This window comes from Streptomyces sp. NPDC059355, from assembly GCF_042752335.1.
In the GTDB taxonomy this organism is placed as follows: Bacteria; Actinomycetota; Actinomycetes; order Streptomycetales; family Streptomycetaceae; genus Streptomyces.
Genome location: NZ_JBHYXN010000026.1, coordinates 85,259 through 99,990 on the forward strand (window position 1 = coordinate 85,259; position 14,732 = coordinate 99,990).

The 14,732-nt window shown below is 71.9% G+C and carries 14 protein-coding genes and 1 pseudogene; 7 read left to right on the forward strand and 8 right to left on the reverse strand.

The window, feature by feature from the left end:
- The first annotated feature begins 114 nt into the window (after positions 1–114).
- The 3 genes from afsQ1 to ACFXGI_RS24170 are packed head-to-tail and all read left to right on the forward strand — an operon-like array spanning position 115 to position 2,871.
- The gene (gene afsQ1, locus ACFXGI_RS24160) at positions 115–792 is read left to right on the forward strand and encodes a two-component system response regulator AfsQ1 (RefSeq protein ID WP_384710211.1); all 678 of its coding nucleotides are present in this window, start codon (positions 115–117) and stop codon (positions 790–792) included.
- A 53-nt stretch (positions 793–845) separates the two neighbouring features.
- Complete coding sequence (locus ACFXGI_RS24165) at positions 846–2,276, forward strand: ATP-binding protein (RefSeq protein ID WP_384710273.1); 1,431 nt, start codon at positions 846–848, stop codon at positions 2,274–2,276.
- Positions 2,260–2,871 (forward strand): hypothetical protein, encoded by a 612-nt coding sequence (locus tag ACFXGI_RS24170; protein ID WP_351770212.1) that lies wholly within the window; start codon positions 2,260–2,262, stop codon positions 2,869–2,871. The genes ACFXGI_RS24165 and ACFXGI_RS24170 overlap by 17 nt, the downstream gene beginning before the upstream one ends.
- Before the next feature lie 140 nt (positions 2,872–3,011).
- On the opposite strand, the gene ACFXGI_RS24175 is transcribed toward ACFXGI_RS24170, so the two are convergent.
- The 3 genes from ACFXGI_RS24175 to ACFXGI_RS24185 form a co-directional block, all read right to left on the reverse strand.
- Complete coding sequence (locus tag ACFXGI_RS24175) at positions 3,012–4,664, reverse strand: phospho-sugar mutase (protein ID WP_384710214.1); 1,653 nt, start codon at positions 4,662–4,664, stop codon at positions 3,012–3,014.
- A gap of 56 nt (positions 4,665–4,720) precedes the next feature.
- Positions 4,721–5,527, reverse strand: coding sequence for a purine-nucleoside phosphorylase (locus ACFXGI_RS24180; protein ID WP_384710217.1), 807 nt, complete (start codon positions 5,525–5,527; stop codon positions 4,721–4,723).
- A gap of 148 nt (positions 5,528–5,675) precedes the next feature.
- Entirely contained in the window at positions 5,676–6,113 is a 438-nt protein-coding gene (locus ACFXGI_RS24185) for a gamma-glutamylcyclotransferase (protein ID WP_030865395.1), read from the reverse strand.
- 183 nt (positions 6,114–6,296) lie between these two features.
- Here ACFXGI_RS24185 and ACFXGI_RS24190 point away from each other — a divergent pair, with 183 nt between their 5' ends.
- Together ACFXGI_RS24190 and ACFXGI_RS24195 are read left to right on the forward strand one after the other, a co-directional pair.
- Positions 6,297–7,736, forward strand: a complete 1,440-nt coding sequence (locus ACFXGI_RS24190; protein WP_053690030.1) for an NAD(P)H-quinone dehydrogenase — start codon at positions 6,297–6,299, stop codon at positions 7,734–7,736.
- 210 nt (positions 7,737–7,946) lie between these two features.
- A complete protein-coding gene (locus ACFXGI_RS24195) occupies positions 7,947–8,867 on the forward strand; it encodes a DeoR/GlpR family DNA-binding transcription regulator (protein ID WP_384710276.1) in 921 nt (306 codons plus the stop codon).
- A gap of 111 nt (positions 8,868–8,978) precedes the next feature.
- Here ACFXGI_RS24195 and ACFXGI_RS24200 read toward each other — a convergent pair whose 3' ends face one another.
- Complete coding sequence (locus ACFXGI_RS24200) at positions 8,979–10,742, reverse strand: acetyl/propionyl/methylcrotonyl-CoA carboxylase subunit alpha (protein ID WP_384710220.1); 1,764 nt, start codon at positions 10,740–10,742, stop codon at positions 8,979–8,981.
- Positions 10,743–11,173: 431 nt separating this feature from the next.
- Here ACFXGI_RS24200 and ACFXGI_RS24205 point away from each other — a divergent pair, with 431 nt between their 5' ends.
- Positions 11,174–11,683, forward strand: coding sequence for a hypothetical protein (locus ACFXGI_RS24205; protein WP_384710223.1), 510 nt, complete (start codon positions 11,174–11,176; stop codon positions 11,681–11,683).
- On the opposite strand, the gene ACFXGI_RS24210 is transcribed toward ACFXGI_RS24205, so the two are convergent.
- The 4 genes from ACFXGI_RS24210 to ACFXGI_RS24225 all read right to left on the reverse strand — a co-directional run bounded on the left by ACFXGI_RS24210 (position 11,664) and on the right by ACFXGI_RS24225 (position 14,430).
- On the reverse strand, positions 11,664–12,281 hold the full coding sequence (locus ACFXGI_RS24210) for a Maf family protein (protein WP_384710226.1): 618 nt from the start codon (positions 12,279–12,281) through the stop codon (positions 11,664–11,666). The genes ACFXGI_RS24205 and ACFXGI_RS24210 overlap by 20 nt on opposite strands.
- A 97-nt stretch (positions 12,282–12,378) precedes the next feature.
- Positions 12,379–12,510, reverse strand: a complete 132-nt coding sequence (gene mmpB, locus ACFXGI_RS24215; RefSeq protein ID WP_099889787.1) for a morphogenic membrane protein MmpB — start codon at positions 12,508–12,510, stop codon at positions 12,379–12,381.
- A 95-nt stretch (positions 12,511–12,605) separates the two neighbouring features.
- Positions 12,606–12,812 (reverse strand): acyl-CoA carboxylase epsilon subunit, encoded by a 207-nt coding sequence (locus ACFXGI_RS24220; RefSeq protein WP_199813694.1) that lies wholly within the window; start codon positions 12,810–12,812, stop codon positions 12,606–12,608.
- Positions 12,813–12,834: 22 nt separating this feature from the next.
- Positions 12,835–14,430, reverse strand: coding sequence for an acyl-CoA carboxylase subunit beta (locus tag ACFXGI_RS24225; RefSeq protein ID WP_030865408.1), 1,596 nt, complete (start codon positions 14,428–14,430; stop codon positions 12,835–12,837).
- Between the two features lie 86 nt (positions 14,431–14,516).
- Between ACFXGI_RS24225 and ACFXGI_RS24230 the strand changes: the two are divergent.
- Positions 14,517–14,732: pseudogene (locus ACFXGI_RS24230) on the forward strand (biotin--[acetyl-CoA-carboxylase] ligase); the annotation flags it as partial.

The window sequence follows — 14,732 nt, forward strand, 5'->3', positions numbered from 1 at the left end:
CGACTGTCACAGGCCTGTCACAGCGACTCCGGCGGGTCCCCGTGCGAGCAGCCCCGCACGATCCCCTGCACCCGACGGTCGAACTCCGAACGGTCGATGGGACAGAATGAGCCCGTGCCTTTCCTGTTGCTGATCGAGGACGACGACGCCATCCGCACGGCCCTCGAACTCTCCCTGTCTCGCCAGGGCCACCGTGTGGCCACTGCGGCGACGGGCGAGGACGGCCTGAAGCTGCTGCGCGAGCAGCGGCCGGACCTGATCGTGCTCGACGTCATGCTGCCCGGGATCGACGGCTTCGAGGTGTGCCGGCGGATCCGCCGCACCGACCAGCTGCCGATCATCCTGCTGACCGCCCGAAGCGACGACATCGATGTCGTCGTGGGCCTGGAGTCGGGGGCCGACGACTACGTCGTCAAGCCCGTCCAGGGCCGGGTGCTCGACGCCCGGATCCGGGCCGTCCTGCGCCGCGGGGAACGGGAGGCCAGCGACTCCGCGTCGTTCGGTTCCCTGGTCATCGACCGGGCCGCGATGACGGTCACCAAGAACGGCGAGGACCTCCAGCTCACGCCGACCGAGCTGCGGCTGCTCCTGGAGCTCAGCCGCCGGCCCGGGCAGGCGCTCTCCCGCCAGCAGCTGCTGCGCCTCGTCTGGGAGCACGACTACCTCGGCGACTCCCGGCTCGTGGACGCCTGCGTGCAGCGGCTGCGCGCCAAGGTCGAGGAAGTACCGTCCTCGCCCACCCTCATCCGGACCGTCCGTGGTGTCGGCTACCGGCTGGACTCGCCGCAGTGATCAAAGCCCTGTTCGCGGGCCGGCGGTGGACCAGCCTGCGGCTGCGGCTCCTGATGGTCTTCTCCCTGGTCGCGCTGGTGGCCGCGGTCTCCGCGTCCGGGATCGCGTACTGGCTCAACCGGGAGGCCGTGCTCACCCGTACCCAGGACGCGGCCCTCGGCGACTTCCGCCAGGAGATGCAGAACCGGGCCGCGGCGCTGCCCGCCGACCCGACGCCCGAGGAGATGCAGCGCACCGCCGAGCTGATGGCGGGCAGCAGCCCCGGCTACAGCGTGCTCCTGGTCGACGAGCGCAAGGACGGCCGCAAGGTGTTCGGAGCGGCCGGCCCCGACTCCTTCGGGCTGGACGACGTACCGGGCTCGCTGCAGCGCGCGGTGAACGACCGGCAGAAGGCCACGGCCGCGAACGACGCCGAGTACCACGTGTACTGGCAGCGGACGAAGCCGCGCGGCAATCCGTACCTGGTCGGCGGTACGCGGATCGTGGGCGGCGGGCCGACCGGCTACATGTACAAGTCCCTGGCGCAGGAGCGGGACGACCTGAACGCGCTCGGCTGGTCGCTGACCATCGCGACGGGCCTCGCGCTGCTCGGATCCGCGCTGCTGGCCCAGGCGGCCGCCCGGACCGTGCTCAAGCCAGTACAGCGGCTGGGGGACGCGGCGCGTCGGCTCGGCGAGGGCGAGCTGGACCATCGGCTCGACGTGTCGGGGACGGACGAACTCGCCGATCTCTCGCACACGTTCAACAAGACGGCGGAGGCGCTGGAGAAGAAGGTCGCCGACATGAGCGCGCGGGAGGAGGCCAGCCGGCGCTTCGTCGCGGACATGTCGCACGAACTGCGCACTCCGCTGACGGCGCTGACGGCGGTCGCCGAGGTGCTGGAGGAGGAGGTCGAGCACCTCGATCCGATGATCGCACCGGCGGTGGCGCTGGTGGTCAGCGAGACCCGGCGGCTGAACATCCTGGTGGAGAACCTGATGGAGGTCACCCGCTTCGACGCGGGGACGGCCAAGCTGGTCCTGGACGACGTGGACGTCGCCGACCAGGTCACGGCCTGCATCGACGCGCGGGCCTGGCTCGACGCGGTCGAACTGGACGCGGAGCGGGGCATCGTGGCGCGGCTCGACCCGCGCCGGCTCGACGTCATCCTCGCCAACCTGATCGGCAACGCGCTCAAGCACGGCGGCTCGCCGGTGCGGGTGTCGGTGGTCGTCGAGGGCGAGTGGCTGGCGATCGCGGTCCAGGACAACGGTCCGGGCATCCCTGAGGAGGTGCTGCCGCACGTCTTCGACCGGTTCTACAAGGCGAGCGCCTCGCGGCCGAAGTCGGACGGCAGCGGGCTGGGCCTGTCGATCGCAGTGGAGAACGCGCACATCCACGGCGGTGACATCACCGCGGCCAACGGGCCGCAGGGCGGTGCGCTGTTCACGCTGCGCCTGCCGGTGGACGTGGGGAAGGTGATCGCCGGTGACGCGGACGCGTAGGGCGGCAGTGCTGTTGGCCGTGGCGGGACTCGTGTCCGGGTGCGGGATCAGGGCGACGACGGTGCCGGTGGACGTCGGCGCGGCGCCTTCGCGGGTGTCGTGCGACACGCCGCAGCCGCAGACCGGGGTGCAGGGTTTCCGGGCCACGGTGGAGCTGGTCTGCGGATCGCAGCTGGTGGGCGTGGAGCGGGTGGTGCCGGTACCGGAGAAGAAGCCGGTACGGGACCCCGTGGTGCTGGTCGCCGAGGCGCTGCTGGAGGCGCTGGAGCGGGATCCGTCGGCGGAGGAGCGCGACGCGGGGTTCACGACCGGGGTCCCGGGCGGACTGACGGTCGCGCCGGCGCGCACGGGCGATCCGGCGGGGACGATACGCATCAGCCGCAAGCCGGAGGACCTGCCGCCGGTGGCGCTGTCGCAGGTGGTGTGCACGCTGGCGGGCAGCGAGGCCGTCTCGGCGGGCCCGGGCCCGGTGGTCCTGGGCGGCCCGGACGCGGACCCGCCGCGCGCCTGGGAGTGCACGGAGGCCGTCCGCTCCCGCCCCGAGTCGGTCCCGACCCTGGGCGAACTGGTCCGCCCGACCCCGACGCCTTCCTGACGCACGGCCGCCCGGCTCGGCCCCCGACAACGCCGACGGCCCCCCGAGCCGGGGCTCGGGGGGCCGGGCAAGGGCCGGAGCCCTTGGGACTGCACCCGATGGACGGATCCGGTGCAGAGGCGCGAGTGGCGCGTGGCGGGTCAGATGCCTGCGGCCGCCGAGAGGTCCTTCTTGATCGCGTCCAGGATCTCCTGGCCGCGGCTGCGGGCCGGGGCGAGGTCCGGGGCGTCCGCCACCGGGACCACGACCTCCAGGTAGCACTTCAGCTTCGGCTCCGTGCCGGACGGGCGCACGATCACCCGGGCCTTGTAGTCGCCCTCCAGGTGGTAGCGCAGGCCGTCCGTCGGCGGCAGCGTCGCCGTGCCCAGGGTCAGGTCCTCCGCGGAGGAGACCCGCAGGCCCGCCAGCGACACCGGCGGCTCCGCCCGCAGCGCGGCCATCGCGTTGGCGATGACCGACAGGTCCTCCACGCGGACCGACAGCTGGTCGGTGTGGTGCAGGCCGTGCTCGATCGCCAGGTCGTCCAGCAGGTCGGTCAGCGTACGGCCCTGCTCCTTGAGCTCCGAGGCCAGCTCCGCCACCAGCAGGGCGGCCGTGATGCCGTCCTTGTCGCGGACGCCCTCGGGGTCCACGCAGTAGCCGAGCGCCTCCTCGTAGCCGTACCGCAGGCCCTCGACGCGGGCGATCCACTTGAAGCCCGTCAGGGTCTCCTCGTAGCCGACGCCCGCGGCCTCCGCGATCCGCCCCAGGAGGGACGAGGAGACGATGGACTCCGCGAAGACGCCCTGCGCGCCCTTGTGGACCAGGTGGGCCGCGAGCAGCGCGCCGACCTCGTCGCCGCGGAGCATCCGCCAGCCGTCCGCGGTGGGGACGGCCACGGCGCAGCGGTCGGCGTCCGGGTCGTTCGCGATGACGATGTCCGGGTTCACCCGGGCGGCCGTCGCGAAGGCCAGGTCCATCGCGCCCGGCTCCTCCGGGTTCGGGAAGGCCACCGTCGGGAAGGCCGGGTCCGGCTCCGCCTGCTCGGCGACCAGCACCGGCTCGGGGAAGCCGGCCCGGGCGAAGGCCGCCAGGACGACGTCCTTGCCGACGCCGTGCATGGCCGTGTAGACCGTCCGCACGCCCCGGGGGGAGCCGGGGGTCAGGACGGCGTCCGTACGGGCCAGGTAGGCCTCCAGGACCTCGTCGCCGAGGTCCTCCCAGCCGGACTCGGGACGGGGGACCGAGGCGAGGGTGTCCACGCGGCCGATCTCGGCCGCGATCTCGACGTCCGCGGGGGACACGATCTGCGAGCCGTCGCCGAGGTAGACCTTGTAGCCGTTGTCCCGGGGCGGGTTGTGGCTCGCGGTCACCTCGACGCCGGCGACGGCACCCAGGTGCCGTATGGCGTACGCGAGGACGGGCGTCGGCAGTGGGCGGGGCAGGACGGCCGCGCGCAGGCCCGCGCCGGTCATCACGGCGGCGGTGTCGCGGGCGAAGTCCGCGGACTTGTACCGCGCGTCGTAGCCGACGACGACCAGGCCGCCGGCGTGGCCCTGGGCCTTGAGGTAGGCCGCGAGGCCCGCCGCGGCCCGGATGACCACGGAGCGGTTCATCCGCATCGGGCCCGCGCCGATCTCGCCGCGCAGTCCGGCCGTGCCGAACTGCAGGGTGCCGGAGAACCGGTCCGCGAGCTCGGTGACGTCCCCGGCCTCGATGATCTTGGCGAGCTCCGCCGCCGTCTCCGGGTCCGGGTCCTCCGCCAGCCAGGCCTGCGCCCGGGTGATCAGCTCGTCCTGTTCCTGTACTGCCACTGCTTCCGCCTTGTCTCTCGTACGGCTTCTTCTCGTACGGTGCCGGTGCCCGGGCCTCAGATGCGGTCGAGGACCTGGGTCAGCAGCTTGCCCATGCGCGAGGCCGAGTCACGGCCGGCCTGGAGCACCTCTTCGTGGTTGAGCGGCTCGCCGGAGATGCCCGCCGCCAGGTTGGTGACCAGCGAGATGCCGAGCACCTCGGCGCCGGCCTCACGGGCGGCGATGGCCTCCAGCACGGTGGACATGCCGACCAGGTCGGCGCCCATGACGCGGATCATGTTGATCTCGGCCGGGGTCTCGTAGTGCGGGCCGGGGAACTGGACGTAGACGCCCTCTTCGAGGGTCTCGTCGATCTCCTTGCACATCGCGCGCAGACGCGGCGAGTACAGGTCGGTCAGGTCCACGAAGTTCGCGCCGACGATCGGCGAGGTGGCCGTCAGGTTGAGGTGGTCGCTGATCAGGACGGGCTGGCCGGGCTTCATGCCCTCGCGCAGGCCGCCGCAGCCGTTGGTCAGCACGACGGTCTTGCAGCCGGCGGCGACGGCGGTGCGCACGCCGTGGGCGACGGCGGCGACGCCGCGGCCCTCGTAGTAGTGGGTCCGGCCGAGGAAGACCAGGGCGCGCTTGTCGCCGATCTTGTACGAGCGGATCTTGCCGCCGTGGCCCTCGACGGCGGCGGGCGGGAAGCCCGGCAGCTCGGTGACGGGGAACTCGGCCTCGGGCGCGCCCAGCGCCTCTGCGGCGGGGGCCCAGCCGGAGCCCATGACGAGGGCGACATCGTGGGATTCGGCGCCGGTCAGCTCACGCAGGCGGGCGGCTGCGGCGGTGGCGTCGGCGAAGGGGTCGGTAACAGATGCGTTCACGCTGACGAGCGTAGCCGAGCATTGCCTACGCGCGTAGATGGCGCAGCTCACGGTGTTCGGATCGTTGCCTTGTCGTTTCCGCCGAAATGCCCCCGGCGGTTCACCCCGGCGGTCGCCCCCGGCGGTTCGCCCCCGGCGGGGGCGACCGCTAGCAGGGGCGCTTGCGCAGTTCCATCACGTAGTCGTGCGGGGCCCCCGCCGATTCGGCCGCGTCGGCGATCTCGCCGAGGTAGCGCGCCGAGGGCAGGCCGCCCTCGTACCCGTTCAGCACGTAGCACCACGCCGGCTCCTCGCCGTCCAGCGTGTGGACGCGGATCCGCATCCGGCGGTAGATGTCGAGCCCGACGCCCTCCCACCGGTCCATGGAGTCCTCGTCCAGCGGCGCGATGTCGTACAGGGCGACGAACACCTGGTGGCGCGGGGCCTCGACGATCGTGGCCAGGGCGCCCTCCCACCCCATCTGCTCACCGCCGAAGGTCAGCCGCCAGTCGTTGATCCAGCCCGTGCCGCGCAGCGGCGAATGCGGAGCGCGGCGCGTCATCAGCCGCGGGTCGAGGTTGCCGGCGTACGCGGCGTAGAGCGACATGAGGTCGAGGGTACGGGAGGGGCGGGGCGGGCCGCGTGCCCGGCCGTCCTCACGGATGGCCGGACCGGGGGAGAAGCACCTTGAAGCGTGCGGGACAATGGGGCACGGAATGCATCCCCCGGGGAGACCCGGAAGCCCCGGCCGGGGCGGCAGCCGGCCGGGTAGACGTGAGGCGGAGTTTTCGTGACCCGGATCGTGATCATCGGCGGCGGACCCGGCGGGTATGAGGCGGCCCTCGTGGGGGCCCAGCTCGGCGCGGAGGTGACCGTCGTCGACTGCGACGGCCTCGGTGGCGCGTCCGTCCTCACCGACTGCGTGCCCTCCAAGACCCTCATCGCGACCGCCGAGGTCATGACGACCTTCGACTCGTCGTACGAGGAGCTCGGCATCGTCGTGGCCGACGACACCCCGCACATCGAGCAGGCCGCGCGCGTCGTCGGCGTCGACCTCGGCAAGGTGAACCGGCGCGTCAAGCGCCTCGCGCTCGCCCAGTCGCACGACATCACCGCTTCCGTGACCCGGGCCGGCGCCCGCGTCGTACGGGGCCGCGGCAAGCTCGGCGGCCCGCAGGGGATCGACGGCACGCGCGACGTCATCGTCACCGCCGCCGACGGCACCGAGACGATCCTGACGGCCGACGCCGTGCTGATCGCGACCGGCGGCCACCCCCGCGAGATCCCGGACGCCATGCCCGACGGCGAGCGGATCCTGAACTGGACCCAGGTCTACGACCTCGACGAGCTCCCCGAGGAGCTCATCGTGGTCGGCTCCGGCGTCACCGGCGCCGAGTTCGCCGGCGCGTACCAGGCCCTCGGCTCCCGGGTGACGCTGATCTCCTCGCGCGACCGCGTGCTGCCCGGCGAGGACCCGGACGCGGCGGCCGTGCTGGAGGACGTCTTCCGGCGCCGCGGCATGAACGTCGTCGGCCGCTCCCGCGCGGAGTCGGCCAAGCGCGTCGGCGACCGCGTCGAGGTCACGCTGTCGGACGGCCGCGTCATCACCGGCACGCACTGCCTGATGGCGGTCGGCGCGATCCCGAACACCAAGGACATGAACCTGGAGGAGTCCGGGGTCCGGCTCAAGGAGTCCGGGCACATCTGGACCGACAAGGTCTCCCGTACCTCCGCGCCCGGCGTGTACGCGGCCGGCGACGTGACCGGGATCTTCGCGCTGGCCTCCGTCGCCGCCATGCAGGGCCGCATCGCGATGTACCACTTCCTCGGCGACGCGGTGGCCCCGCTGAACCTCAAGACGGTCTCGTCGAACGTGTTCACCGACCCGGAGATCGCCACTGTCGGTTACACCCAGGCCGATGTGGACTCCGGCAAGATCGACGCCCGTGTCGTGAAGTTGCCCCTGCTGCGCAACGCGCGCGCCAAGATGCAGGGCATCCGGGACGGGTTCGTGAAGCTGTTCTGCCGTCCGGGCACCGGAATCGTGGTGGGCGGCGTGGTGGTCTCCCCGCGGGCGAGCGAGCTGATCCACCCCATCTCGATCGCGGTCGACAACAACCTGACCGTCGAGCAGATCGCAAACGCGTTCACGGTGTACCCCTCGCTGTCGGGTTCGATCGCCGAGGTGGCCCGCCAGCTGCACACGCGCAAGGCCGCCGGCGAGGCCTGAGAAAGGCAACCACCCCACGTCAGAGGCGACTTGGGGCGGGCTCCCGGAAGGTGGAGTGACGTTCACTCAACCGACCTGCCGCGTATACCACCAGTCGCCCTGTTTTATGGACAACTTCGGTATTCCGGTGCAAGGAGCTGAAACAAGACGGTCGTTGGGGTTACTGTCAGTTTCGTGTTCGCTGCAGAACGTCGCCAATTGATTCTCGAAATGGTGCGGGCCAACGGAGCGGTATCGCTCCGGGAGCTCGCCCGCGTCGTCCAGACCTCTGAAGTGACCGTACGGCGGGACGTGCGGGCACTGGAGGCCGAAGGACTCCTCGACCGCCGACACGGCGGTGCGGTATTGCCGGGCGGTTTCACGCGGGAGTCCGGCTTTCCGCAAAAGTCCCATCTCGCGACGGCGGAGAAGACCGCCATTGCCGACGTGGCTGCCGGCCTCGTCGAAGAAGGCGAGGCCGTCGTCGTCGGCGCGGGCACCACGACCCAGGAGCTGGCCCGCCGGCTCGCCCGGGTGCCCGGACTGACCGTCGTCACCAACTCGCTGCTGGTCGCGCAGGCGCTGGCCCACGCGAACAGGGTGGAGGTGGTGATGACGGGCGGCACCCTCCGCGGCTCCAACTACGCGCTGGTCGGCAGCGGGGCGGAGCAGTCCCTCCAGGGGCTGCGGGTCTCCCGGGCCTTCCTGTCCGGGAGCGGCCTGACCGCGGAACGCGGCCTGTCCACGTCCAACATGCTGTCGGCGAGCGTGGACCGGGCCCTGGTCCAGGCCGCGGCGGAGGTGGTGGTCCTCGCGGACCACACGAAGCTGGGCACGGACACCATGTTCCAGACCGTGCCGACCGATGTGATGACCCGTCTGGTCACGGACGAGCCCCCGCCGCACGACGACCGCGCGGCCACGGAGCTCCAGGCCCTGGCCGACCAGGGCGTCCAGATCACCATCGCCGGGGCCGTGGCCTCCGGCGGGAGCGGTGAGGGCATGGCGGGCCGCCGCCCGCGCCGGGAGTCCCCGCTGCCGGTGCAGCGGCGCGGAGGACCGTCCGCGCAGCTGCGCAGCGCCCCCGCGTCGCTGCTGGAGCAGCAGTCCGCGGGGGACCGGCCCCGCGTCGCGGACATGCGCCGCCGCTAGCGTCCGCCCGGAGCCCCGCGTGGGGGGGCGCCGGAACGCGTGAGGCCCGGAAACCCCCGCAGGGGTTCCGGGCCTCAGCGGTTCGAGGACCTCGGTCCTCGAACGCGGACGTCAGTCCTTGATCTCGCAGATGGTGGCGCCCGAGGTCAGGCTGGCGCCGACTTCGGCGGTGAGGCCGACGACGGTGCCGGAGCGATGCGCGTTCAGCGGCTGCTCCATCTTCATGGCCTCGAGGACGACGATCAGGTCGCCCTCGTTGACCTGCTGGCCCTCCTCGACCGCGACCTTGACGATCGTGCCCTGCATCGGGGACGCGAGCGTGTCGCCCGAGGCGGCCGGACCGGACTTCTTCGCCGCGCGGCGCTTCGGCTTCGCGCCGCCCGCCGCGGCCGTGCGGGCCAGTGTCATGCCCAGCGAGGACGGGAGGGAGACCTCCAGGCGCTTGCCGCCGACCTCGACGACGACCGTCTCGCGGCCCGGCTCGTCCTCCGTGTCCTCGGCCGCCGGGGCGACGAAGGCGGGGATCTCGTTGACGAACTCGGTCTCGATCCACCGGGTGTAGACGGTGAACGGGCTGCCGTCGGCGGGGGCGAACGCGGGGTCGACGACGACCGCGCGGTGGAAGGGGATGGCCGTGGCCATGCCCTCGACCTCGAACTCGGCCAGGGCGCGCGCCGCACGCTGGAGGGCCTGCTCGCGGGTGGCGCCGGTGACGATCAGCTTGGCCAGCAGGGAGTCCCAGGCCGGGCCGATGACGGAGCCGGACTCGACGCCGGTGTCGAGGCGGACGCCCGGGCCGGCGGGCGCGGCGAACTTGGTGACGGTGCCGGGGGCGGGCAGGAAGCCGCGGCCCGGGTCCTCGCCGTTGATGCGGAACTCGATGGAGTGGCCGCGCAGGACCGGGTCGCCGTAGCCGAGCTCCTCGCCGTCGGCGATGCGGAACATCTCGCGGACCAGGTCGATGCCGGAGACCTCTTCGGTGACCGGGTGCTCGACCTGGAGGCGGGTGTTGACCTCCAGGAAGGAGATCAGGCCGTCGGCGGAGACCAGGAACTCCACCGTGCCCGCGCCGACGTAGCCGGCCTCCTTCAGGATGGCCTTGGACGCCGCGTACAGCTCGGCGTTCTGAGCCTCCGACAGGAACGGCGCGGGGGCTTCCTCGACCAGCTTCTGGTGGCGGCGCTGCAGCGAGCAGTCGCGCGTGGAGACGACGACCACGTTGCCGTGGGAGTCGGCCAGGCACTGGGTCTCGACGTGGCGCGGCTTGTCGAGGTAGCGCTCGACGAAGCACTCGCCGCGGCCGAAGGCGGCGACGGCCTCGCGGACGGCCGAGTCGTAGAGCTCGGGGACCTCTTCGAGCGTACGGGCGACCTTCAGGCCGCGACCGCCGCCGCCGAAGGCGGCCTTGATCGCGATCGGCAGGCCGTGCTCCTTGGCGAACTCGACGACCTCGTCGGCACCGGAGACCGGGTCCGGGGTGCCCGCGACGAGCGGGGCGCCGGCGCGCTGGGCGATGTGGCGGGCGGCCACCTTGTCGCCGAGGTCGCGGATGGCCTGCGGGGGCGGGCCGATCCAGGTCAGGCCCGCGTCGAGGACGGCCTGCGCGAAGTCGGCGTTCTCGGAGAGGAAGCCGTATCCGGGATGGATGGCGTCCGCGCCGGAATCGGCTGCGGCCTGCAGGACCTTGGAGAAGTCCAGGTAGCTCGCGGCCGGGGTGTCACCGCCCAACGCGAAAGCTTCGTCGGCCGCGCGGACATGCAGAGCGTCCCGGTCCGGATCGGCGTAGACGGCTACGCTTGCGATTCCGGCATCCCGGCAGGCCCGAGCAACGCGGACAGCGATTTCGCCACGGTTGGCGATGAGCACCTTGCGCACGATGGCTCCCTCCTTGAAACAAGCTGAGTTTAGGGACAGCCCACACGGGGTTTCGACCCTTCCCTAGAGGTGACCTTGCCCACACGGAGTGTGATTCGAGTCCGCCTCGAGTGAGGAAAGCCCTTGTGGCGCCCCAGGTCAGGGGGATCCCCAACTGCACAGTAACCCCGTCACCCGTCCGAGGTCTCTGTTCGCCCGGTCAGCGGCCCCCGGTGATTCTTTGTCGAGTCCCTACGAACGGCCCACGCATTCTTTGCGTGATCGCCGGTACGGGCACCCCGCGTAACGAAGCTGCCCGGACCCCTTGTCCGTACGTTTACCCGTTAGTAGCCTCCAGGGCGTCGAACAGGCTTGTGGTCATGGTGGGGCTGTTGCGGGGCCGTTGCGGGGTCGTTGTGCGGCCGGGGACTTGTGGGGAGGGGTGGGTCGCCGTGGGCGTCGTACTGCGCAGACTCGTGGCCGGACTGGCCTCGATCGTGCTCGTCGTCGAGGCGGCGGTGCTGGTCCTCGTCCACATCGTGCTGGGCAGGACCACCCACAACCAGTCGATGTCCATCGCGGGCATGGATCCGGATGTCATGTCCACGGCGACGTATGCGATGGGTGCGGGCATCGGCGCGTTCCTGCTCCTGTGCGCCGTCTTCCTCGCCGTCGCGGCCGTGCGCGACCGCGCGCCCGGCACCTTGGCCCGCGTCGTCCTCGTCACCGCAGCCGTCACCCACGGGGTGCTCGGCGCCCTCGCCGTCGGCCTGGTCGGCTGGGGCGCGTTCGCGGTGCTGATGGCGATCCTGTGCCTGCTGATCCTCGTCCTGATGCTCTACGCCGCCCAGGGGGCGCCCCAGGGCGCTGCCGGGGCGTCCTCCGGGGACACCCCGGGGGGCCGGGACGTCCGGGATGCCCCGCCGCCGCCGTACGGGGAGCTCAAGCCCACAAATCCGTGATCGACACGCCCAGTTCGGCCAGCAGCGAGCGCAGCAGCGGCATCGACAGCCCGATGACGTTCCCGTGGTCGCCGTCGATGCCCTCGATGAACGGAGCCGACAGCCCGTCCAGGGTGAACGCCCCGGCCACGTGCAGCGGCTCGCCGCTCGCCACGTACGCGGCCACCTCGGCGTCCGTCGGCTCGCCGAACCGGACCGTCGTGGAGGCCGTGGCCGAAACCTGACGCCCGGTCGCCGTGTCGATCACGCAGTGCCCGGTGCGCAGCACGCCGGCCCGCCCGCGCATCGACTTCCAGCGGGCGGTGGCCTCTTCGGCGTCCGCCGGCTTGCCGAGCGCCTCGCCGTCCAGCTCCAGCACCGAGTCGCAGCCGATCACCAGGGAGCCCGCGGCCTCGTCCAGGGCCGCCACGACGCCCGCCTTGGCCTCGGCCAGCGCCAGGGCCAGCTCGGCCGGGGAATCCGCGCTGAGCGCGTCCTCGTCGAAGTGGCTGACGATCACGTGCGGGGCCAGCCCGGCCTGCCGCAGCAGGTTGAGCCGGGCGGGCGAGGCGGAGGCGAGGACGAGGGGGTGGGCCGGGGCCTGGGCAGCAGCAGTCATGCCCGCCATCGTAGGCGCGGCCCTCCCGCCCCGGACGCCCCTCGGCCCGCGCGGAAGAGACGGAAGAGACGGACGGGACACCCCCAGGGGGCTCGGCCTAGAAGCCCACGCCCAGCACGTACACGACCACCAGCATCGCGAGGACGACCACCACGGTCATCCGCCGCACCATCGCCTGCGCGTCGCGCATGTCCTTGGGCGGCTCGTTCTTCGGGTCTGACCAGAGCATGCCCCGATCCTGGCCCCACGCACCGGTGTGGCGCCTGAGTACGGGTACTCAGGCGCCACGGTCCGTTCACGTCATCTTCACGACCGGACCGACGCCTATCCGGGCCAGTAGGTACGGGCCCACGCGCGCGGCCCCGGCTGCGGCAGCGTCCGCCGCGCCACCCGGGCCGGCGCCGACCACTCGTCCGCCGCCCGCGCCGCGCCCGACGGCGCCGACGCCAGCGCCGCCGCGCGCGCTTGGACCACCGCCAGTGCGGCGGCAAGCTCCTCGGGCGTCGGGTTCCCCTTGACGACCTTGATCACCACGAGACTGCCTCCCAGCGTCCTAGAGGGGGATGTTGCCGTGCTTCTTCGGGGGCAGGGACTCCCGCTTGGTGCGCAGCTGCCGCAGCCCCTTGACCACGTGGGCCCGGGTCTCCGACGGCATGGCCACCGCGTCGATGTAGCCCCGCTCGGCGGCCGTGTACGGGTTCAGCAGCGCGTCCTCGTACTCGGCGATGAGCCGCGCCCGCGTCTCCTCGGCGTTGCCGGCCTCCTCCGCCTCGGCGATGGCGCGCCGGTGCAGGATGTTGACCGCACCCTGCGCGCCCATGACGGCGATCTGCGCGGTCGGCCAGGCCAGGTTCAGGTCCGCGCCGAGGTGCTTGGAGCCCATGACGTCGTACGCGCCGCCGAAGGCCTTGCGGGTGATGACGGTGATCAGGGGGACGGTGGCCTCGGCGTACGCGTAGATCAGCTTCGCGCCGCGCCGGATGATTCCGTTGTACTCCTGGTCCGTGCCCGGCAGGAAGCCCGGGACGTCCACGAACGTCAGCACCGGGATGTTGAAGGCGTCGCAGGTCCGCACGAAGCGGGCGGCCTTCTCGGAGGCGTTGATGTCCAGGCAGCCGGCGAACTGCATCGGCTGGTTGGCGACGATGCCCACCGGGTGCCCCTCGACCCGGCCGAAGCCGGTGAGGATGTTCGGCGCGAAGAGCGCCTGCGTCTCCAGGAACTCCGCGTCGTCGAGCACGTGCTCGATCACGGTGTGCATGTCGTACGGCTGGTTCGCGCTGTCCGGGATCAGCACGTCGAGCTCGCGGTCGGTGTCGGTGACCTCGGTGTCCGCCTCCTCGGGGAAGGCGGGCGGCTCGGAGAGGTTGTTCGACGGCAGGTACGCCAGCAGGTTCTTGACGTACTCGATGGCGTCCTTCTCGTCCCCGGCCATGTGGTGGGCCACGCCGGAGGTGGAGTTGTGGGTGCGCGCGCCGCCGAGCTCCTCGAAGCCCACGTCCTCGCCGGTGACCGTCTTGATGACGTCCGGGCCGGTGATGAACATGTGCGAGGTCTGGTCGACCATCACGGTGAAGTCGGTGATGGCGGGGGAGTACACGGCGCCGCCGGCGCAGGGGCCCACGATCAGGCTGATCTGCGGAATGACGCCGGAGGCGTGGACGTTGCGGCGGAAGATCTCGCCGTACATGCCGAGCGCGCTCACGCCCTCCTGGATGCGGGCGCCGCCGGAGTCGTTGATGCCGACGAGCGGACAGCCGGTCTTCAGGGCGAAGTCCATGACCTTCATGATCTTCTGGCCGTAGACCTCGCCGAGGGCCCCGCCGAAGACCGTGAAGTCCTGGGAGAACACGGCCACCGGGCGGCCGTCCACCGTGCCGTAGCCGGTGACGACGCCGTCGCCGTAGGGGCGGGTCTTCTCCAGCCCGAAGTTGGTGGAGCGGTGCCGGGCGAACTCGTCGAGCTCGACGAAGGAGCCCTCGTCCAGCAGCAGGGCCACCCGCTCACGCGCCGTCAGCTTCCCCTTGGCGTGCTGCTTCTCCACCGCGCGCGCGGACCCGGCGTGAGTGGCTTCGTCGATGCGGCGCTGCAGGTCCGCGATCTTGCCCGCGGTCGTGTGCATGTCGATCGGCTCTGAGGGTTGTGACATCGGGGTCGCGGCTCCCTGTGTGGTGTCAACTGCCAGGTCAATTGATTGACTACTGCTGGCTACTGGTGCGTAGCGTATCGGCGGGCATGGCGCTCGGCAGTGCGGCGTTTGACACACCTACTGTGGGTTGCATGACGCCATCAGATGCATCAGGTGCGGCTTCCACCGGCCGCTGGTCGAGCCTTGAGCGGCCGCCTTTGAGCGCCGCCGCGCTGGAGCGGGCCCTCGTCGCCGACGGGGGGCTGTGGAGCTCGGTCGAGGTGGTCGCCGCCACCGGGTCCACCAACACCGATCTCGCCGCC

Excerpts from the sequence above, each read along its gene's own strand:
- ACFXGI_RS24165 (WP_384710273.1), top strand. The coding sequence starts at position 846 with ATGGTCTTCTCCCTGGTCGCGCTGGTGGCCGCGGTCTCCGCGTCCGGG.
- ACFXGI_RS24185 (WP_030865395.1), bottom strand. The coding sequence starts at position 6,113 with ATGTCGCTCTACGCCGCGTACGCCGGCAACCTCGACCCGCGGCTGATG.
- ACFXGI_RS24195 (WP_384710276.1), top strand. The coding sequence starts at position 7,947 with ATGGTGCGGGCCAACGGAGCGGTATCGCTCCGGGAGCTCGCCCGCGTC.
- ACFXGI_RS24210 (WP_384710226.1), bottom strand. The coding sequence starts at position 12,281 with ATGACTGCTGCTGCCCAGGCCCCGGCCCACCCCCTCGTCCTCGCCTCC.
- mmpB (WP_099889787.1), bottom strand. The coding sequence starts at position 12,510 with ATGCTCTGGTCAGACCCGAAGAACGAGCCGCCCAAGGACATGCGCGAC.
- ACFXGI_RS24225 (WP_030865408.1), bottom strand. The coding sequence starts at position 14,430 with ATGTCACAACCCTCAGAGCCGATCGACATGCACACGACCGCGGGCAAG.